The organism is Pseudomonas sp. MCal1 (assembly GCF_026341415.1).
Lineage (GTDB): Bacteria > Pseudomonadota > Gammaproteobacteria > Pseudomonadales > Pseudomonadaceae > Aquipseudomonas.
On the sequence record NZ_JAKUMP010000006.1, the window covers coordinates 114,885 to 135,446 of the forward strand.

A 20,562-nucleotide genomic window follows, 5' to 3' on the forward strand; every position below is an offset into this window, starting at 1 on the left:
CGAGTGTCTCTGATCGCTTCTGACCACTTCCGCATCGTTGTCGGCCTCGGCAAGAGCGGCATGTCCCTGGTTCGCTTCCTGGCGAACCGGGGCGTGGCGTTTGCCGTGGCCGACACGCGGGAAAATCCACCGGAACTGGCCACGCTCCAGCGTGACTATCCGCACGTGGAAGTGCGTTGTGGCGAGCTGGACGTCGAGTTCCTGTGCCGTGCCGACGAGCTCTACGTGAGCCCCGGCCTGGCGCTGGCGACCCCGGCCCTGCAAGCCGCTGCGGCCCGTGGCGTGAAGCTGTCCGGCGACATCGAGCTGTTCGCGCGTAACGCGAAGGCGCCGATCGTGGCCATCAGCGGCTCCAACGCCAAAAGCACCGTCACCACTCTGGTCGGCGAGATGGCGGCTGCGGCCGGCAAACGCGTCGCTGTGGGCGGCAACCTCGGTACGCCGGCGCTGGATCTGCTCAGCGATGACGTCGAGCTGTACGTGATGGAGCTGTCGAGTTTCCAGCTGGAAACCACCGACCAGCTCAACGCCGAAGTGGCGACCGTGCTCAACATCAGCGAAGACCACATGGACCGCTACAGCGGTCTGCCGGCCTATCACCTGGCCAAGCACCGGATTTTCCGTGGTGCGAAGCAGTTCGTGGTCAACCGTCAGGACGCCCTGACCCGGCCGCTGATGGGCGAGGGCCAGCCTTGCTGGACCTTCGGCCTGACCAAACCCGATTTCAAGGCATTCGGTCTGCGCGAAGAGAATGGCGAGAAATACCTGGCCTTCGAATTCCAGAACCTGATGCCGGTGCGCGAATTGAAGATTCGCGGTGCCCACAACCAGTCCAACGCCTTGGCGGCGCTGGCGCTCGGCCACGCGGTCGGGCTGCCGTTCGACGCCATGCTGGCAGCGCTGCGCACCTTCGCCGGTCTCGAACACCGTTGCCAGTGGGTGCGTGATCTGGACGGCGTCGGTTACTACAACGATTCCAAGGCCACCAACGTGGGCGCCGCACTGGCTGCCATCGAGGGTCTGGGTGCGGACATCACCGGCAAGGTCGTGCTGATCGCCGGTGGCGACGGCAAGGGTGCCGACTTCAAGGACCTGCGCGATCCGGTGGCGGCCCATTGCCGTGCCGTGATCCTGATGGGGCGCGACTCCGACAAGATCGGCGAAGCCATTGGCGATGCCGTGCCGTTGATCCGCGCCACCACATTGATCGACGCCGTCGAGAAATGCCGCGCCGCCGCCCAACCGGGTGACGTGGTGCTGCTGTCGCCGGCCTGCGCCAGTTTCGACATGTTCAAGAACTACGAAGACCGTGGTCACCAGTTCGTCCGCGCCGTGGAGGATCTGGCATGAGCTTGAGAAACATCATCAAGCCATACCCGTCGCCACTCATTACCGGACGTGGGATCGACCTCGACTTCCCGATGCTCGCCGGTTGCCTGGCGTTGCTCGGCCTGGGCCTGATCATGATCGCCTCGGCTTCCACCGAAGTGGCCGCCGTACAGTCGGGCAGCCCGCTGTACTACATGATTCGTCACCTGATTTACGTGGTGCTGGGCCTGGGGGCCTGCGTCGTCACGATGATGATCCCGATCGCCACCTGGCAGCGCCTGGGCTGGATGATGCTGATCGGTGCGTTCGGTCTGCTGGTGATGGTGATCATCCCGGGGATCGGTCGTGAGGTGAACGGTTCGATGCGCTGGATCGGTTTCAGCTTCTTCAACGTCCAGCCGTCCGAGATCGCCAAGGTGTTCGTGGTGATCTACCTCGCCGGTTATCTGGTGCGTCGCCAGAAAGAAGTGCGCGAGAGCTGGATGGGCTTCTTCAAGCCGTTCATCGTGCTGCTGCCGATGGCCGGCCTGTTGCTGATGGAGCCGGACTTCGGTGCCACCGTCGTGATGATGGGCGCCGCGGCGGCGATGCTGTTCCTCGGCGGGGTCGGGCTGTTCCGGTTCTCGCTGATGGTGGTGCTGGCCGTGGCGGCGGTGGTGTTGCTGATTCAGATGCAACCGTACCGGATGGCGCGTCTGACCAACTTCGCCGACCCGTGGGCCGACCAGTTCGGTGCCGGTTATCAGTTGTCGCAAGCCTTGATCGCGTTCGGTCGCGGTGAATGGCTGGGCGTAGGCCTGGGCAACAGCGTGCAGAAGCAGTTCTACCTGCCGGAAGCACACACCGACTTCGTGTTCTCGGTTCTGGCCGAAGAGCTCGGCGCCGTGGGTTCTCTGTGCACCGTGGCGCTGTTCGTGTTCGTGTGTATTCGCGGCATGTACATCGGTCTGTGGGCCGAGAAAGCCAAACAGTTCTTTGCCGCTTACGTTGCCTATGGGTTGTCCTTCCTGTGGATCGGCCAGTTCCTGATCAACATCGGCGTGAACGTCGGCCTGCTGCCGACCAAGGGCCTGACCTTGCCGTTCCTCAGCTATGGCGGCAGTTCCCTGGTGATCTGCTGCGCCTGCCTTGGCTTGTTGCTGAGGATCGAATGGGAGAGCCGGACCCACCTGGGCAGTGAAGAGATGGAGTTCCATGAGAGCGACTTCGCCGAGGAGCCGAACCATGGGCGCTAACGTTTTGATCATGGCTGGCGGCACCGGTGGCCACGTATTCCCGGCGCTGGCCTGTGCCCGTGAATTCCAGGCGCGCGGCTACACCGTGCACTGGCTCGGCACGCCGCGCGGAATCGAAAACGATCTGGTGCCGGCGGCGGGTCTTGAATTGCACCGCATCAACGCCACCGGCCTGCGCGGCAAGGGCAAGCTGTCGTTGCTCAAGGCACCGTTCATGTTGCTGAAATCGGTATGGCAGGCGCGGGCGATCATTCGCCGGTTGCGTCCGGTGTGCGTGGTCGGATTCGGCGGCTATGTGACCGGCCCCGGCGGTATCGCCGCCAAACTGGCCGGCGTGCCGGTGATCGTTCATGAGCAGAACGCCGTGGCCGGGACCGCCAATCGGTTGCTGGTGCCGTTCGCCGCCCGGGTGTGTGAAGCCTTCCCCGACACCTTTACCCTGTCGGACAGCCGCCGTACCACCGGTAACCCGGTGCGCAGCGAGCTGTTCCTCGAAACACCGCGCCCGGCCCTGGCCGGACGCAAGGCGCGTTTGCTGATCCTGGGCGGAAGCCTGGGTGCAGAGCCGTTGAACAAGTTGCTGCCTGAAGCCCTGGCACAAGTCGCTGCCGACTTGCGTCCGGAAGTGTTCCATCAGGCGGGCAGAAACCACGATGAAGTGACTGCAGAGCGCTACCGCGCCGCCGGCGTGGATGCGCAGGTGCAGCCGTTCATCAAAGACATGGCCCAGGCCTATGGCTGGGCTGACCTGGTGGTGTGCCGCGCCGGCGCATTGACCATCAGCGAACTGGCCGCCGCCGGTCTGCCCTCGATGCTGGTGCCTTTGCCCCACGCGATCGACGATCACCAGACCCGCAACGCCGATTATTTGGCCCGCGAAGGCGCTGCCTTCCTGATGCCGCAAAGAACGACTGGCGCCGCGGACCTTGCCGCGCGCCTGACAGAGGTCTTGATGCAACCGCAACGACTCGAACAAATGGCCCAAGCGGCCCGCCGTCTGGCAAAACCCGAAGCCACCCGCAGCGTGGTGGATACCTGTCTGGAGGTGGCCCATGGTTGAGAATCAGAAAGCCATGCCACAACCGGAAATGCGCCGCATCCGTCGCATCCACTTCGTCGGGATCGGCGGCGTGGGCATGTGCGGCATCGCCGAAGTGCTGCTGAACCTGGGCTATGAAGTATCCGGTTCGGACCTTAAAGCTTCGCCGGTGACCGAGCGCCTGGAATCCTTCGGTGCGCAGATCTTTATCGGCCATCGTGCCGAGAACGCCGCTGCCGCCGATGTGCTGGTGGTGTCGAGCGCCGTCAACACGTCCAACCCGGAAGTGGCGACCGCTCTGGAACGCCGCATCCCGGTGGTTCCGCGTGCCGAAATGCTCGCCGAACTGATGCGCTACCGCCACGGCATCGCCGTCGCCGGTACTCACGGCAAGACCACCACCACCAGCCTGATCGCTTCGGTGTTCGCGGCCGGTGGCCTGGATCCGACGTTCGTCATCGGCGGCCGTCTGAACGCCGCGGGCACCAATGCCCAGCTCGGCACCAGCCGTTACCTGATCGCCGAAGCCGATGAGAGCGACGCAAGCTTCCTGCACTTGCAACCGCTGGTGGCCGTGGTCACCAACATCGACGCCGACCACATGGCGACCTACGACGGTGACTTCAACAAGCTGAAGAAAACCTTCGTCGAGTTTTTGCACAACCTGCCGTTCTACGGTCTGGCAGTGGTGTGCCTGGACGATCCGGTGGTGCGTGAAATCCTGCCGCAGGTCAAACGTCCGGTCGTCACCTACGGTTTCAGCGAAGAAGCCGACGTGCGCGCGATCAATGTTCGCCAGCAGGGCATGCAGACCTTCTTCACCGTACTGCGCCCCGAGCGTGAGCCGCTGGATGTGTCCGTGAACATGCCGGGCAACCACAACGTACTCAACGCACTGGCAACCATCTGCATCGCCACCGACGAAGGCGTCAGCGATGAAGCCATCGTCCAGGGCCTGTCCGGGTTCCAGGGTGTTGGCCGGCGTTTCCAGGTCTACGGCGAACTGCCGGTGGACGGCGGCAAGGTGATGCTGGTCGACGACTACGGTCACCACCCGACCGAAGTCGCAGCAGTCATCAAAGCCGTGCGCGGTGGCTGGCCTGAGCGCCGGCTGGTGATGGTCTATCAGCCGCACCGCTACAGCCGCACCCGTGACCTGTACGACGATTTCGTCAATGTACTGGCCGACGCCAACGTGCTGCTGCTGATGGAAGTCTATCCGGCCGGCGAAGAGCCGATCCCGGGGGCCGACAGCCGCAAGCTGTGCAACAGCATCCGTCAGCGCGGTCAGCTGGACCCGATCTACATCGAGCGCGGTGTCGATCTGGCGCCGCTGGTCAAGCCGCTGCTGCGTGCCGGCGACATTCTGCTGTGCCAGGGCGCCGGTGACATCGGCGGCCTCGCACCGAAACTGTTGAAAAGCGAGTTGTTCGCCGGTGCCGTGGCGGCGCCGGTCGAGGGGAAGTTGAAATGACTGCTGCCTACGCCAATCTGTTCTCCACCATTGCCCCGAAAGACTTCGGCCGCGTTGCCGTGCTGTTCGGTGGCTTGAGTGCCGAGCGTGAAGTCTCGCTGAAGTCCGGCAACGCTGTGCTCACTGCGCTGCAAAGCGCCGGTGTGGACGCGTTCGGGATCGACGTCGGCGCAGACATTCTGCAGCGCTTGCTGAGCGAAAAAATCGACCGCGCGTTCATCATCCTCCACGGTCGTGGCGGTGAAGACGGCAGCATGCAAGGCCTGCTTGAAGTGGCCGGCATTCCATACACCGGCAGCGGCATCCTGGCTTCGGCGCTGGCGATGGACAAACTGCGCACCAAGCAGGTCTGGCACACGCTCGGGATTCCGACGCCGCGTCACGCCGTGCTGCGCAGCGAGGCCGATTGTATTTCGGCAGCGACGGAACTGGGCTTCCCTTTGATCGTCAAACCGGCGCATGAAGGTTCAAGTATCGGGATGGCCAAAGTGAGTTCTGCGTCCGAGTTGATCGACGCATGGAAAGCGGCCAGTACCTACGATTCGCAAGTGTTGGTCGAGCAATGGATCCACGGTCCCGAGTTCACCATCGCCACCCTGCGTGACCAGGTGTTGCCGCCTATCGCGCTGGGCACGCCACACACGTTCTACGACTACGACGCCAAGTACATCGCCAACGATACCCAGTATCGGATTCCGTGCGGGCTCGATGCCGCCAAGGAAAAGGAACTCATGGACCTCACGGCGCAAGCCTGCGAGGCGCTGGGTATCGCCGGTTGGGGCCGGGCGGACGTGATGCAGGACGCCGACGGCAAATTCTGGTTTCTGGAAGTCAACACCGCTCCCGGCATGACCGATCACAGTCTGGTACCGATGGCGGCGAAAGCGGCCGGTCTGGATTTCCAGCAACTGGTCCTGGCCATTCTGGCCGCCAGTGTCGATGCCGATGGCAAGAAAGAGGCGCGAGGTTAAGACCATGCAAGGCGCACATCTCAGACATCAGCCACCCGCACCCGGCCGCAAGCCGGTGCCGCGGGGTGCCAGCCGAATGGTGGCCAAAGAGCCGATGTCCGCGCGCCTGCCGAAAGCCAACTTCGGCTTCTTGAAAAGTCTGTTCTGGCCGGTGCTGCTGGTGGCCCTGGGGTTCGGTACTTACGAAGGCGCGCAGCGTTTGTTGCCGTACGCCGACCGGCCGATCACCAAGATCGCCGTGCAGGGCGACCTGAGTTACATCAGCCAGCAAGCGGTGCAGCAGCGGATCGCCCCGTACGTGGCGTCGAGCTTCTTCACCATCGACCTGGCGAGCATGCGCACCGAGCTTGAGCAGATGCCGTGGATCGCCCACGCCGAAGTACGTCGGGTCTGGCCGGATCAGGTGGTGATCCGCCTCGAAGAGCAACTGCCGGTGGCCCGCTGGGGCGACGAGTCGTTGCTCAACAACCAGGGCCAGGCGTTCACGCCCAAGGAACTGGCGAACTACGAACACCTGCCGCAGCTGTTCGGCCCGCAGCGGGCCCAGCAGCAAGTGATGCAGCAATACCAGGTACTGAGCCAGATGCTCCGGCCATTGGGCTTCTCGATTGCGCGGCTCGAGCTGCGTGAACGTGGCAGCTGGTTCCTGACCACCGGTGCCGGCAGTTCCGGTCCCGGGATCGAACTGCTGCTGGGACGCGGCAACCTGGTGGAAAGGATGCGCCGCTTCATTGCCATCTACGACAAGACGCTTAAAGACCAGATTACGAACATTGCGCGCATCGATCTGCGCTACGCCAACGGCCTCGCTGTTGGCTGGCGGGAACCAGTAGCGCCGACGACAGCCCAACCCGCTGTCGCAAAGAATTAAGAAGAGGCAGGACCCATGGCAAACGTGCAAAGCGGCAAAATGATCGTCGGTCTCGATATCGGCACCTCCAAGGTGGTGGCGCTGGTCGGCGAGGTTGCGGACGACGGCACGCTCGATATCGTCGGGATCGGCACCCATCCGTCCCGCGGCCTGAAAAAAGGCGTGGTGGTCAACATCGAGTCCACCGTGCAGTCGATCCAGCGCGCGATCGAGGAAGCCCAGTTGATGGCGGGCTGCCGCATTCACTCGGCGTTCGTCGGCGTGGCAGGCAATCACATCCGCAGCCTGAACTCCCACGGCATCGTCGCGATCCGCGACCGCGAAGTCAGCTCCGCTGACCTGGAGCGCGTACTCGACGCCGCCCAGGCCGTGGCGATCCCGGCTGACCAGCGTGTGTTGCACACCCTGCCGCAGGATTACGTGATCGATAACCAGGAAGGCGTGCGCGAGCCGCTGGGCATGTCCGGCGTGCGTCTGGAAGCCAAGGTTCACGTGGTCACCTGCGCCGTCAACGCTGCACAGAACATTGAAAAATGCGTGCGTCGCTGCGGTCTGGAAATCGACGACATCATTCTTGAGCAACTGGCCTCGGCCTACTCGGTCCTGACCGACGACGAAAAAGAGCTGGGCGTTTGCCTGGTCGACATCGGCGGCGGCACCACCGACATCGCGATCTTCACCGAAGGCGCCATCCGCCACACGGCGGTGATCCCGATCGCGGGCGACCAGGTGACCAACGACATCGCCATGGCGTTGCGCACTCCGACCCAGTACGCCGAAGAAATCAAGATCCGTTACGCCTGCGCCCTGGCCAAACTGGCCGGTGCCGGCGAGACCATCAAGGTGCCGAGCGTCGGCGACCGTCCGCCGCGCGAACTGTCGCGTCAGGCACTGGCCGAAGTGGTCGAGCCGCGTTACGACGAACTGTTCACCCTGATCCAGGCCGAGCTGCGCCGCAGCGGCTACGAAGACCTGATCCCGGCCGGCATCGTGCTGACCGGTGGTACCTCGAAGATGGAAGGCGCTACCGAACTGGCCGAAGAAATCTTCCACATGCCGGTCCGCTTGGGCGTGCCGCACGGCGTGAAGGGGCTGGATGACGTGGTACGCAACCCGATTTATTCCACTGGCGTTGGCTTGTTGATGTACGGCCTGCAGAAGCAGTCCGACGGGATCTCGTTCTCGGGCATCAGCAACCGCGACAGCTACAGCAGCGATGAGCCGCAGGCGCCGTTGCTGGACCGTTTGAAGAAGTGGGTTCAAGGCAACTTCTAACGCTTTACCGCAGCACCGCAACAAATCAGCAGTAGGCGAAAAAACTAGAGAATGTAAGGAGAGGGAAAATGTTCGAACTCGTAGACAACATCCCCGCAAGCCCGGTAATCAAAGTTATCGGTGTTGGCGGTGGCGGCGGCAACGCTGTCAACCACATGGTCAAGAGCAACATCGAAGGCGTGGAATTCATCTGCGCCAACACCGATGCTCAAGCGCTGAAAAACATCGGCGCGCGCACCATTCTGCAACTGGGCACCGGCGTGACCAAAGGCCTGGGCGCCGGCGCCAACCCGGAAGTCGGCCGTCAGGCTGCGCTGGAAGATCGCGAGCGCATTGCTGAAGTGCTGGCCGGCACCAACATGGTGTTCATCACCACCGGCATGGGCGGCGGTACCGGTACCGGTGCTGCGCCGATCATCGCCGAAGTGGCCAAGGAAATGGGCATCCTGACCGTTGCGGTCGTGACCCGTCCGTTCCCGTTCGAAGGTCGCAAGCGTATGCAGATCGCCGACGAAGGCATCCGCATGCTCTCGGAAAGCGTCGACTCGCTGATCACCATTCCGAACGAAAAACTGCTGACCATTCTCGGTAAAGACGCAAGCCTGCTGTCGGCTTTCGCCAAGGCTGACGATGTACTGGCCGGCGCCGTTCGCGGTATCTCCGACATCATCAAGCGTCCGGGCATGATCAACGTCGACTTCGCCGACGTGCGCACCGTGATGAGCGAAATGGGCATGGCGATGATGGGCACTGGCTGCGCCAGCGGTCCGAACCGTGCACGTGAAGCGACCGAAGCAGCCATCCGCAACCCGCTGCTGGAAGACGTGAACCTGCAAGGCGCACGCGGCATCCTGGTGAACATCACTGCCGGTCCTGACCTGTCTCTGGGTGAGTACTCCGACGTGGGTTCGATCATCGAAGCCTTCGCTTCCGAGCACGCAATGGTCAAGGTCGGTACCGTGATCGATCCGGACATGCGCGATGAACTGCACGTGACCGTGGTTGCTACCGGTCTGGGCGCGAAAATCGAGAAGCCTGTGAAGGTCATCGACAACACCGTTCACACCTCGATGGCGGCTGCTCCAGTGCAGCAACCGGCACCCGCTCGTCAGGAACAGCCAGCGGTGAACTACCGTGACCTGGACCGTCCGACCGTCATGCGCAACCAGGCTCAGGCCGGTGCTGCGACTGCCGCGAAGATGAATCCGCAAGATGACCTGGACTACCTGGACATCCCGGCTTTCCTGCGTCGTCAGGCCGATTGATGAAATGTATCAGGGGTATTCAGGTGATTGGTGTTCAGCAAAGGCTCGGTCTGCTATCATCGCCAGCCTTTGTTGATACCAGTTCGCAATTTGCGCTGAAGCGGCCCATGCCATGATTAAACAACGCACACTGAAAAATATTATCCGTGCCACCGGTGTAGGTCTGCACTCCGGGGAGAAGGTTTACCTGACCCTCAAGCCTGCACCTGTCGACACCGGGATCGTCTTTCGTCGTGCCGATCTCGATCCGGTTGTCGAGATACCGGCTCGCGCGGCCAACGTCGGCGAGACAACCATGTCGACGACGCTGGTCAACGGTGACGTGAAGGTAGACACGGTGGAGCACCTGCTCTCGGCCATGGCTGGCCTGGGCATCGATAACGCCTACGTCGAGCTCTCCGCGTCTGAAGTCCCGATCATGGATGGCAGCGCAGGACCTTTCGTATTCCTGATTCAATCGGCTGGCTTGGAAGAACAGGACGCCGCCAAGAAATTCATCCGCATCCTGCGTGAAGTGACAGTGGAAGACGGCGACAAGCGCGCCACTTTCGTCCCTTTCGAAGGGTTCAAGGTGAGCTTCGAGATCGATTTCGATCACCCGGTTTTCCGGGACCGCACCCAAAGTGCAAGCGTGGACTTTTCCAGCACTTCGTTCGTAAAAGAAGTCAGCCGCGCCCGTACTTTCGGTTTCATGAGTGACATCGAGTACCTGCGCAAGCACAACCTCGCACTCGGCGGTAGCGTGGAAAACGCGATCGTGGTCGATGCCGATGGCGTACTGAACGAAGACGGCCTTCGCTATGAAGACGAATTCGTGAAGCACAAGATCCTCGATGCGATTGGCGACCTGTACCTGCTGGGCAACAGCCTGATTGGTGAGTTCAAGGGCTTCAAGTCCGGCCACGCACTGAACAACCAGCTACTGCGCAAGTTGATTGAGCAGAAAGATGCCTGGGAAGTCGTGACGTTCGAAGACGCCAGCACTGCACCAATCTCTTACATGCGCCCGGTTGCGGCGGTGTAAGTAAAAAACCTCTCTAGTTTTTTGAAGGCCACCTTTGGGTGGCCTTTTTTTATGCCTGCTCTCAGGCCATGACTACCCGGTTTCGCCCACCTTCCTTGGCTTGATACAGCGCCTTGTCCGCTGCGAACAACAGCTGCTCCAGGCTGATCTCGCTGGTGGCTGTCCAGGTGCTGATGCCGATGCTCACGGTCATCGGTGACTGGTCTTGATTCACGCCCGGCAGTTGTTCCACCGCCGCGCGAATGTGCTCGGCGATCTGTTGTGCTCCCAGGCTGTCGGTCTCTGCGAGAATCACCGAAAACTCCTCACCGCCATACCGCGCCACCAGATCCGCCGGACGCCGCACATTGGAGGTGATTACCCTGGCCAGTTCACGCAACGCCTGATCCCCGGCCTGGTGCCCGTGTCGGTCGTTGAAGGCCTTGAAGTGGTCCGCGTCGATCATCAGCAATGACAGCGGCTTGCCCGAGCGCTGGGCGCGGAACCATTCGTGGCGCAGCGACTGATCGAGCATTCGCCGGTTGGCGACCCCCGTCAGGGCATCGGTCGCCGCCAATTGCGCCAGTTCCCGTTCGGCCCGCTGGCGCAGGCGCAGCTCCCGGGCCAGCAGCCAGGTCAGCCACAGCAGGCCGGCACACAGCACGCCGGTGGCGCCGCTGATCAGGATCGCCGTGCGTCGCCACGCGCCGAATACTTCTTCGCTGGACAGGGCAACGATCACCGTCAGCGGCAGATTGCCGACCCGCGAATAGGTGTACAGCCGTTGCTGATAATCCATGCTCGAAATGCTGTTGAAACTGCCGCTGCCGTTGCTGTCGCGCAGGATCCGCACCACATTGGGCCGGGTGGCGAAGCTCTTGCCGATCGAATCACTTTGCAGGTAAGGCTTTTGCGCCAGCAGGATGCCGTCGTTGTTGATGATGTTCAGGGTGCTGTCGATGCCGATATCGAGGCTGTTGAACAGCTGATCGAAGTAGTCGAGTTTCATCGACGCCACGGCCACGCCCAGGAAATCGCCGGTGTCCGAGGAAATCCGCCGGCTGAAACTGATCCGCCACTGGTTGGCGTCGTCGCAATCGCAACGGGGCTTGAACGGGCGGCTGATGAACATGCCGGCGTCGCGGTTGAAGGCGTGGGCCAGGAAGTAATCGCGGTCGGCGAAATTGCCCGGTAGCGGTTCGACCCGCGAGGAGTCGGCGATGACCTCGCCATGCTTGTCGAGCAGCAGAATGTCGCCCTTGAAACGCGCTGTGGTGGAGCGATCGAACAGCGCCAGGTGACGGATCTGCGGCGACACGTTTTTCAGGTCGTCGCGCTGGGCGGCGGCGATCAGTCCTTGCAACGTCAGGTCATACAACTCGACGGTGCGCAGCACATCGGCGTCGATCAACTGGGCAATGGTAGTGGCGCTGCGGGTGGCCGATTCCTGAGCGTTGGCGTGTTCGCGGATCAGCAGGAACGTGACGATACACACAATCGCGATCACGCTCAGCAGGCTGCCGAGGATCAGCAGCAGCTCGGGACGTCCGGTCTTGCCCGCAGCAGGTGGGGTACGGCTCGCGATCATGGTTGGGTTGTCGGTTGAGGAGTCTTATAAGCGTAGTTGTACAAACGTCGCTGCCGCACACGCAAGAAAAAGGCCAGCGCATAAGGCCGGCCTCTCAACTGTAGCGCCGATCTTAGAAGACGTTGATCGGGTAGTCGATGATCACACGGTATTCATCCGTGTCCGTATCCAGCGCACCGTAACCGTTGCCGCCACGGTTGGTCGCCCATTGCAGGCGCACTGCGAGGTCTTTGGCCTGACCGCTCTGCACCACGTACTTGAGGTCGATATCGCGCTCCCAGTGTTTGGCGTTGCCGCCATCGGCGCTGTACCACGAGGCGTAACCCTTGCTCTGCGGATCGACCTTGGTCAGGTCCAGCGTGCCGCGCGAGTAGGACAACGAAGAGGTCAGGCCTGGCAAGCCGAGTCCTGCGAAATCGTAGGCGTACTTGAGTTTCCACGAGCGCTCGTTCGGGCCGTTGAAGTCCGAGTACTGCTGCGAGTTGTCGAGGTAAACGCTGTCGCCCTGGCTGATGTAATCGAACGGCGTGTTGCCGTTGATCCGCTGGTACGCGGCGGTGACGCTGTGATTGCCGATACCCACGGTGAGATGCAGGCTGTAGGTGTTGTTGTCGATGTTGCCCAGCAGCGCGTCGCCGGTGTCCTGCGTGTGATAGAAGTGCAGGCCCGGGTTGAGGGTCACCCGATCGTTCAGCGCCCAGGTGTAGTCGAGGTCGTAGTAGTACTGGTTCCAGATGTCCTTCAACTCGGAGGCGTACAGACTGCTGGTCAGGCCTTCGACACCGCTCCAGGCCACGCCGGCCCAGTTCAGGTGTCGGCTCTTGTCGCCGTCGGCGAGGGTGCCGTAAGAAGTGCCGATGCGTTTGTGGCCACTCTGGTTGTAGGGTTTGGTGAAACTGGCCTGGCCGCCTTCGATCATCCAGCCGTCGAAGCTGTGGTTGGTCAGGCTGAGGCCACGAAAAGTCTGCGGCAGCATGCGCGTCTCGCCACCGGCGATCACCGGATTGGCGAGGAACAGGTCACCGGCCTTCAGTTCGGTATCGAACGCACGCATTTTCAGCGTACCGCCCGCCGTGGAGAACGAGCCCGGCGCTTTGCCGTTGCCGTCGCTGACGGGCAGGATGCTGGAGTTATCGGTGCCGCCACCGCCGTCGAGTTTCAGACCGAGCATGGCGTGGGCATCAATGCCGAAGCCGACCGTGCCTTCGGTGTAACCCGACTCGAATTTGCCGAGCAAACCCTGGCCCCACTCGATGTTGTCATCCGTCTGCTGCAGACGGTTGCGATTCATGTAGTAGTTGCGCGCGTTGAGGTTGAGACTCGCGCCTTCGATGAAACCTTGTTTCTCGGCTTCGGCAGCATGGGCGGCGGGGGCAATCGTTGCGGCAATTGCAATGAACAGCGGGGTAAAGCGAACTGGGTAACGCACGTGCGGTAAAGCTCCTTGGGTCAACTGACACTTCAATGTCTTGAGGTGCGGGATGTTTCAGTTGTTAAAGACGCACCAGACAGCTTTCACACCACAACGAAAAAAGGCCGCTGAAAATCAGCGGCCTGGAAGGACGACGGTTGAACGGGAAGAGCCAAACAACCGCGTCGAGGGAAACGGAGCGGTGCGCGCCTCAGCTGTCGGATCCGGAGTCGGACTGCGCTTGGGAAAGGCCGGCCTGCGGGGCTTGCGTGGCGTCCTTGGCCTTGGCCATCATTTCTGCCTGATGCTGTTCATACGCTTGAGCGCGAGCTGCATTGTGCGCTGCGAACGACTGCGATTCTTCAGCCATCGCCATCGGCGACAGGATCAATGAGGACAAAACGAAAGCGCTGGCAATACCCATACTGTTGGACATCTTGAAAACCTTCTTGCTTGGCAAGTGCTGTTTGGTGCGGGCAAAGATAAGGTTGCCGGGCGTTGGGAAACAGCGTGATTTTCATAAATGACTGTTACAGCGCAAGCAAAGATCAACAGGTGAACATTACTGGGTTCGGCGTGGGAACACCTTGATGGAAGCTCTGTGTTCGACTTTGGAATGGAACGCGGAGCGTCCCGGGCGGCATTCCCACGCAGAGCGTGGGAACGATGAGGGGTGGGGTCAGACCGGCAAGTGAATCCCGAAGGTATTGATCCCGCGATCACTGCGCACAAACACGTCGCCGCCATGCATCAACGCAATCGCCTTGACGATCGCCAGCCCCAACCCGTGATTGTTGCCGCTGTTGGTGCGCGATGCATCGACCCGGTAGAAACGCTCGAACAAGCGCGGTAAATGCTCGCTGGCAATCGGCGAGCCGGGGTTGGCCACGCCGATGCTGACCTGATGTTCCTCGACCGCGATCTGCACTTCGATCACCTGTCCGGGCGCGGTGTGTTGCACCGCGTTGCTCAGCAGATTGATCAACGCCCGGCGCAGATGAGCGATCTCGATCTGCACCTGCGCATCGCCGCTCACCCGAACCTGAACCTGCGCATCTTCGAGAATGAAGTCGAGGTATTCGAGGGTGGTCGCCACTTCATCGGCCAGTGAAGTCGAGGTCAGTTTGGTGGCCTTGCTGCCCTGATCGGCGCTGGCCAGAAACAGCATGTCGTTGATGATCGAGCGCAGGCGTTCCAGCTCTTCGAGGTTGGATTGCAGCACTTCGAAATAATGCTCGGCAGAGCGCCCGCGAGTCAGCGCGACCTGGGTCTGGCCGATCAGGTTGGTCAACGGCGAGCGCAGTTCATGGGCGACGTCGGCGTTGAAGGATTCAAGCCGCGAATAGGCTTGTTCAACCCGCTCCAGCGTCGAGTTGAACGAGTCGACGAACTGCTCCAGTTCCGGCGGCAATGGCGACATGCGCAGGCGCCCGGCCCGCAACGGCGGCGCCAGACGTTGGGCTTCATGGGACAGTTTGATCAGCGGTTTGAGGCCGATTCGCGCCACCCAGTAACCCAATGCCGAGGCCAGCAGCACGCCGATCACCGCCAGACTGATCAGCGCGATCAGCAACTGATGCTGGGTCTGGTGAAGGGTCTCGGTGTCGATGCCGATCATGAAGCGCAGCGGCGGGCGCTGATCCTTGGCCGGCAGTTCGGTCAGCAGCACTTTCAGCGGGTAAGGATGGTTGGGCAGTTGCAGGTCGCGCATGCCCGGCGCACCTTGGGCGAACGCACGGATCAAGGCATCCGGCTCGCCGAATTCGTACCCCGGATTGCCGCTGACCACCCAGAAATGGATGCGCTTGTCTTCTTCGCCGAGCAGCTTGAGCTTGGCATTGATCTTTACCCAATGCTCGGGAGTGCCATAGCGGTTGAGCGCGGATTCGAGCACGCTGTAACGCGCATCCAGTTCCGCTTCCGGCAGCAGGCCGAGGCCCTTGTCCACTTGTTGATACAGCGCGCCGCCGATCAACAGGAAGACCAGCAGCGCCACCAGCGTGAACATCCCGCTCAGGCGCAGCGCTATTGAGTTACTGGACACCGCGGCTCTCCAGCACATAACCCATGCCGCGGATCGTGTGCAGCAATTTCTCCTCGAACGGCCCGTCGAGCTTGGCCCGCAGGCGCTTGATCGCGACTTCGACGACGTTGGCGTCGCTGTCGAAATTGATGTCCCAGACCATTTCCGCAATCGCGGTTTTCGACAGGATTTCGCCCTGACGCCGGGCCAGCACGCTGAGCAGCGAAAACTCTTTCGCCGTCAGATCCAGCCGGGTACCGGCGCGGGTGGCCTTGCGGCTGATCAGGTCGATCCACAGGTCGGCGATGCTCACTTGCACCGGTTCATGGCCACCGCTGCGGCGGGTCAGCGCTTGCAGGCGCGCCACCAGTTCGAGGAAGGAAAACGGTTTGCCGAGGTAATCGTCGGCGCCGTCGCGCAGGCCCCTGATCCGGTCCTCGACCCGCTCGCGGGCGGTGAGCATGATCACCGGTGTCTGCTTGCGCGCACGCAATGCGCGCAGCACGCCGAAACCGTCGAGGCCCGGCAGCATCACGTCGAGGACGATCACCGCGTAGTCGCTTTCCAGCGCCAGGTGCAGGCCCTCGATACCGTCGCGGGCCAGATCCACGGTGTAACCCTGTTCCGTCAGGCCGCGGTGCAGGTAGTCCGCGGTTTTCTCTTCGTCTTCGATAATCAGAACGCGCATGACCCGCCTCAGTCTGTCGTTGCCAGCGCCGCGACGGGCGCAGGTTTGGGCTTGTGGAACAGCCGCTCAAGCCACAAGTATATGACCGGCGTGGTGAACAGCGTCAGCATCTGGCTGACCAGCAAGCCGCCCACCACCGCGATCCCCAGCGGCTGGCGCAGTTCGGCGCCGGTGCCGTAGCCGAGCATCAGCGGCAGCGCGCCTAGCAGCGCGGCGAGGGTGGTCATGATGATCGGCCGGAACCGCGTGATACACGCTTCGAAAATCGCATCCTGCGGCGACAGCCCGCGATGACGCTGCGCCTCAAGGGCGAAGTCGATCATCAGGATTCCGTTCTTCTTGACGATACCGATCAGCAGTACCAGCCCGATCAGCGCCATGATCGAAAAGTCCTGACCGCAGATCCACAGCATGATCACCGCGCCCAGACCCGCCGCCGGCAGGGTCGAGATGATCGTCAGCGGATGGACGAAGCTCTCGTAGAGCACGCCCAGGATGATGTACACCGCCACCAGCGCCGCGAGAATCAGCCACGGCTGACTTTTCAGCGAACTCTGGAACGCTTGGGCCGCGCCCTGGAAGTTGCCGCTGATTGCGGTCGGCATGCCGATTTCGGCTTTGGCCTGATTGAGCAGAATCACTGCATCGCCCAGTGCCACACCGGGCGCCAGGTTGAACGACAGGTTGGCGGCCGGGAACATGCCGTCGTGGGCGATGGACAGCGGGCCGATGGTCGGCGCGTCGAAGCGGGCCAGCGCCGACAGCGGCACCATTTCTCCGCTCAGCGGTGAGCGCAGGTAGAAATAGTTGAGGCTTTCGGCCTTGCCGCGCTGCTTGGTGTCCAGCTCCAGGATCACGTTGTACTGGTTGACCTGAGTCTGGAATTCGTTGATCTGCCGCTGGCCGAAGGCGTCGTACAGCGCTTCATCGACATCACTCGCCGTCAGGCCGAAACGCGCGGCGGCGCTGCGGTCGATGCTGATGTGGGTGATGCTGCCGCCCAGTTGCAGGTCGTTGGAAATGTCACGGAACGCCGGAATGCTGCGCAGCTTTTCGGTGAGTTTCTGGGTCCAGGTGGCGAGGGTCGGCCCGTCGTTGCTCTTGAGCACGTATTGATACTGAGCACGGCTCGGGCCGGAGCTGAGGTTGATGTCCTGGCCGGCGCGCAGGTAAAGCACGATGCCGGGGACTTTCATCAGTTGCGGACGAATGCGGTCGATGAACTGGCTGGCTGAAACATCTCGGTCGCCGCGTTTTTTCAGCGCAATCCAGAAGCGCCCGTTGGCGATGGTCTGGTTGCTGCCGGATACGCCCACCGAGTGGGAAAACGCCTGGACGGCCGGATCGGCGGCGACGATTTCGGCCATCGCCAGGTGTTTTTTCACCATGTCGCTGTAGGAGATATCGGCTGCAGCTTCGGTGGTGCCGAGGACGAAGCCGGTGTCCTGCACCGGGAAGAACCCTTTGGGGATAAACACGTAGCCGCCAATCGCCAGTGCGACGGAAAGGCCGAACACGCCGATCATCAGTTTCTGGTGGGCGAGGGCGCGGCGCAGGCCCTTCTCGTACCAGCCGAGCAGGCGTTCGCTGAAGCCCGGTCTGTCATGGGCGTGATGCACCGGTTTGCGCATGAACAGCGCGGCGAGGGTTGGCGCCAGAGTCAGCGACACCACCACGGAAATCAGGATGGTCGAGGTGGCCGTCAGGGCAAATTCCTTGAACAACCGCCCGACCACGCCACCCATGAACAGCAGCGGAATGAACGCCGCCACCAGCGAAAAACTGATCGAGACCACGGTGAAACCGATCTCGCCGGCGCCCTTGATTGCGGCGTCGCGCATGCTGTCGCCGGCCTCGAGGTGGCGGTGAATGTTTTCCACCACCACGATCGCATCGTCGACCACGAAACCTACCGCCACGACGATGGCCACCAGCGTCAGGTTGTTCAGGCTGAAACCGAGCAAGTACATCAGGGCGAAACTGGCGGTCAGCGACACGCCGAGTACCGCCGAAACGATCATCGTTGCCGACAGCTGACGCAGGAACAGTGCCATCACCGCCACCACCAGCAGGATCGCGATCAGCAAAGTGATTTCCACTTCATGCAGCGAGGCGCGGATGGTCTGGGTACGGTCAATCAGGGTTTTGACCTGCACCGAGGCTGGCAGCATGGCTTCGAGGCCGGGCAGGGCGGCCTGAATCCGGTCCACCGTTTCGACGATGTTGGCGCCGGGCTGGCGGAAGATCACCAGGTTCACGCCCGGCTGATCGCCAGCCCACGCTTGCACGTAGGCATCTTCCGAACCGTTGACGACTTTGGCGACATCCTTGAGGTGAACCGGGGCGCCGTCCTTGTAGGAAACGATGAGCTGACTGTATTCCTCGGGGTGGAACAACTGGTCGTTGGTCGACAGCGTGGAAATGCTCGACTCGCCGTACAGCGCACCTTTGGCGAGGTTGAGGCTGGTCTGCTGGATCGCCACGCGAATATCGGCGAGGGTCAGGCCGATGGCTGCCAGTTTGTCCGCCGAGGCCTGTACGCGAATCGCCGGACGTTGCTGGCCGGTGATGTTGATCTGGCCTACGCCGTCGATCTGACTGATCTGACGCGCAAGGAGGGTTTCCACCAGGTCACTGAGTTCGGTGCCGGGCATTTGCGTGGAGCTGACGCTGAGGATCAGCACCGGGCTGTCGGCCGGGTTGACCTTCCTCCAGGTCGGCAGGGTCGGCATGTCTTTTGGCAGTTTGCCGGCGGCGGTGTTGATTGCGGCCTGCACTTCCTGGGCGGCGGTGTCGATGCTCTTGTCGAGGGTGAATTGCAGGGTCAGCAGAGTGGAGCCCAGCGCACTGCTGGAGGTCATCTGGGTCATGCCGGGGATGGCGCTGAATTGCACCTCCAGCGGCGTGGCCACGGACGAGGCCATGGTGTCCGGACTGGCGCCGGGCAACTGTGCGGAAACTTGAATCGTCGGAAATTCCGCTTCCGGCAACGGGGCGACCGGCAGGCGCGGGAAGGCAATCACTCCGACCAGTACCAGCGCGATGGTCAGCAGAATCGTCGCCACCGGATGATCGATGCACCAGGTCGAAACGCCTTTGTGCTGCTTCATGGCTGGGGCTCCGCTTGCACCACCTGCGGCGGTTCGCTCATGACCTGCACGGTCGAGCCGGGCTTGAGCCGCGACTGGCCATCACTGACCAATACGTCGCCGGGTTTCACGCCCTTGATGATGTCCTGGCCGCTGCCCTGGTAAACCATCTGCACTTGCACGGCTTCAACCTTGTCGCCGTTGACCCGGTACACGAAGTGTTGATCGAGGCCGCGTTGTACGACGGTGGGCGGGACCACCAGCGCATCTTTATCCAGCGCTGTCTGAATCTTTACCGTCACCAGCAGGCCGGGCCAGAGCTTCTGGTCCGGGTTGTCGAATTCGGCCTTGGCGCGGATGGTGCCGGTGTTGGCGTTGATCTGGTTGTCGATCAGCGTCAGGTGACCTTCCCCCAGCAGGTTGCCGGTTTCTCCGTCGGTGTCGGCGCCGATGTACGCCTTGACCTGAGCGCGCTGCGGATCGCTGATCAAGCCTTGCAGGGTCGGCAGCATTTGCTGGGGCAGGGAAAACTCGACGGCGATCGGGTCGATCTGGGTCACGGTGAACAGACCCTGGGTGTCGGTCATGCGCAGGAAATTGCCTTCGTCGACCGTGCGAATCCCGACGCGGCCGGTGACCGGGGAGCGAATCTGGGTGTAGGAAAGTTGTACCTGAGCCGCGTCAATCGAAGCCTGATTGCCCTGGGCGGTGGCCTTGAGCTGGTTGACCAGTGCCTGTTGCTGGTCGTAGGTCTGCTTCGATACGCCGTCGTCGACGCTCAGCAGTTTGTAGCGCTTGAGGTTGACCAGAGCGACTTGCAGTTGCGCCTGGCTTTCGCCCAGTTGCGCCCGGGCCTGGTCGAGGCTGGCGCGGATCGAGCGGTCGTCGATGGTGGCGAGCAGGTCGCCCTGTTTTACCAGTTGACCTTCCTTGACCAACAGCTTGGTGAGGATGCCGTCGATCTGTGGGCGCACCACCACGCTGTGCAGCGAGAGGACCGAGCCGATGCCGCTGGTGTAGCGGGGTACGTCTTTTTCGCTGACGGCGACGACCCGCACCGGGATGGCGGTGGGGGCGGCCAGTTTGGCCGGGGCGGGTTTTACCGCATACCACAGGCCGGCGGCTGCAAGGGCGATCAGCAGGGTGGCGAGCAGGGCCTTTTTCTTCTGGATTTGCATGCTTGTGGGGCGCCAGGGGGACGGGGTTTGGGCAGGTTTTGTCTTTATAAACTTGTTTGCGGGTCAGGAGGGTGACGGCTAACTGACGGCGCTGTCAGTTTCAGCTTTTGACTTGGCGGCCTT

Annotated in this window: 16 protein-coding genes; 9 read left to right on the forward strand and 7 right to left on the reverse strand. The window is 62.1% G+C overall.

Features of this window, described 5'->3' with window-relative positions; all coding sequences use genetic code 11:
* Positions 1-3 precede the first annotated feature (3 nt).
* The 9 genes from murD (at position 4) to lpxC (ending at position 10,483) form a co-directional block, all read left to right on the forward strand.
* Positions 4-1,350, forward strand: coding sequence for a UDP-N-acetylmuramoyl-L-alanine--D-glutamate ligase (gene murD / locus MKZ87_RS11985; RefSeq protein ID WP_266200966.1), 1,347 nt, complete (start codon positions 4-6; stop codon positions 1,348-1,350).
* A complete protein-coding gene (ftsW, locus tag MKZ87_RS11990; RefSeq protein WP_085700836.1) occupies positions 1,347-2,564 on the forward strand; it encodes a putative lipid II flippase FtsW in 1,218 nt (405 codons plus the stop codon). The genes murD and ftsW overlap by 4 nt, the downstream gene beginning before the upstream one ends.
* Positions 2,554-3,624: an undecaprenyldiphospho-muramoylpentapeptide beta-N-acetylglucosaminyltransferase gene (gene murG / locus MKZ87_RS11995; RefSeq protein ID WP_085701782.1), complete on the forward strand. Its 1,071-nt coding sequence runs from the start codon at positions 2,554-2,556 to the stop codon at positions 3,622-3,624. The genes ftsW and murG overlap by 11 nt, the downstream gene beginning before the upstream one ends.
* Entirely contained in the window at positions 3,617-5,077 is a 1,461-nt protein-coding gene (gene murC / locus MKZ87_RS12000) for a UDP-N-acetylmuramate--L-alanine ligase (protein ID WP_085700834.1), read from the forward strand. Before murG ends, murC begins: the two co-directional genes overlap by 8 nt.
* Positions 5,074-6,048, forward strand: a complete 975-nt coding sequence (locus MKZ87_RS12005; RefSeq protein ID WP_007956758.1) for a D-alanine--D-alanine ligase — start codon at positions 5,074-5,076, stop codon at positions 6,046-6,048. Before murC ends, MKZ87_RS12005 begins: the two co-directional genes overlap by 4 nt.
* Positions 6,049-6,052: 4 nt before the next feature.
* A complete protein-coding gene (locus MKZ87_RS12010; RefSeq protein ID WP_085700832.1) occupies positions 6,053-6,919 on the forward strand; it encodes a cell division protein FtsQ/DivIB in 867 nt (288 codons plus the stop codon).
* Positions 6,920-6,934: 15 nt separating this feature from the next.
* Positions 6,935-8,194 (forward strand): cell division protein FtsA, encoded by a 1,260-nt coding sequence (ftsA, locus tag MKZ87_RS12015; protein ID WP_266200967.1) that lies wholly within the window; start codon positions 6,935-6,937, stop codon positions 8,192-8,194.
* Between the two features lie 68 nt (positions 8,195-8,262).
* A complete protein-coding gene (gene ftsZ / locus MKZ87_RS12020) occupies positions 8,263-9,459 on the forward strand; it encodes a cell division protein FtsZ (protein WP_085700830.1) in 1,197 nt (398 codons plus the stop codon).
* A 112-nt stretch (positions 9,460-9,571) separates the two neighbouring features.
* Positions 9,572-10,483: a UDP-3-O-acyl-N-acetylglucosamine deacetylase gene (lpxC, locus tag MKZ87_RS12025; RefSeq protein WP_007956752.1), complete on the forward strand. Its 912-nt coding sequence runs from the start codon at positions 9,572-9,574 to the stop codon at positions 10,481-10,483.
* Between the two features lie 61 nt (positions 10,484-10,544).
* Here the strand turns inward: lpxC and MKZ87_RS12030 are convergent, their stop codons facing one another.
* From MKZ87_RS12030 to MKZ87_RS12060, 7 genes are all read right to left on the reverse strand, one after another.
* Positions 10,545-12,050: a sensor domain-containing diguanylate cyclase gene (locus tag MKZ87_RS12030; RefSeq protein WP_227233500.1), complete on the reverse strand. Its 1,506-nt coding sequence runs from the start codon at positions 12,048-12,050 to the stop codon at positions 10,545-10,547.
* Between the two features lie 112 nt (positions 12,051-12,162).
* A complete protein-coding gene (locus tag MKZ87_RS12035; protein ID WP_234205965.1) occupies positions 12,163-13,479 on the reverse strand; it encodes an OprD family porin in 1,317 nt (438 codons plus the stop codon).
* 193 nt (positions 13,480-13,672) lie between these two features.
* Positions 13,673-13,897 carry a hypothetical protein gene (locus MKZ87_RS12040; RefSeq protein ID WP_085700827.1) on the reverse strand — a complete coding sequence of 75 codons (225 nt, stop codon included), beginning with the start codon at positions 13,895-13,897 and terminating at the stop codon, positions 13,673-13,675.
* Positions 13,898-14,140: 243 nt separating this feature from the next.
* Entirely contained in the window at positions 14,141-15,505 is a 1,365-nt protein-coding gene (locus MKZ87_RS12045; protein WP_085700826.1) for a heavy metal sensor histidine kinase, read from the reverse strand.
* Positions 15,495-16,172, reverse strand: a complete 678-nt coding sequence (locus MKZ87_RS12050) for a heavy metal response regulator transcription factor (RefSeq protein ID WP_227233495.1) — start codon at positions 16,170-16,172, stop codon at positions 15,495-15,497. Before MKZ87_RS12050 ends, MKZ87_RS12045 begins: the two co-directional genes overlap by 11 nt.
* A gap of 8 nt (positions 16,173-16,180) precedes the next feature.
* Positions 16,181-19,282, reverse strand: coding sequence for a multidrug efflux RND transporter permease subunit (locus MKZ87_RS12055; protein ID WP_085701778.1), 3,102 nt, complete (start codon positions 19,280-19,282; stop codon positions 16,181-16,183).
* The gene (locus tag MKZ87_RS12060) at positions 19,279-20,439 is read right to left on the reverse strand and encodes an efflux RND transporter periplasmic adaptor subunit (protein WP_085701777.1); all 1,161 of its coding nucleotides are present in this window, start codon (positions 20,437-20,439) and stop codon (positions 19,279-19,281) included. Before MKZ87_RS12060 ends, MKZ87_RS12055 begins: the two co-directional genes overlap by 4 nt.
* Positions 20,440-20,562: the final 123 nt, after the last annotated feature.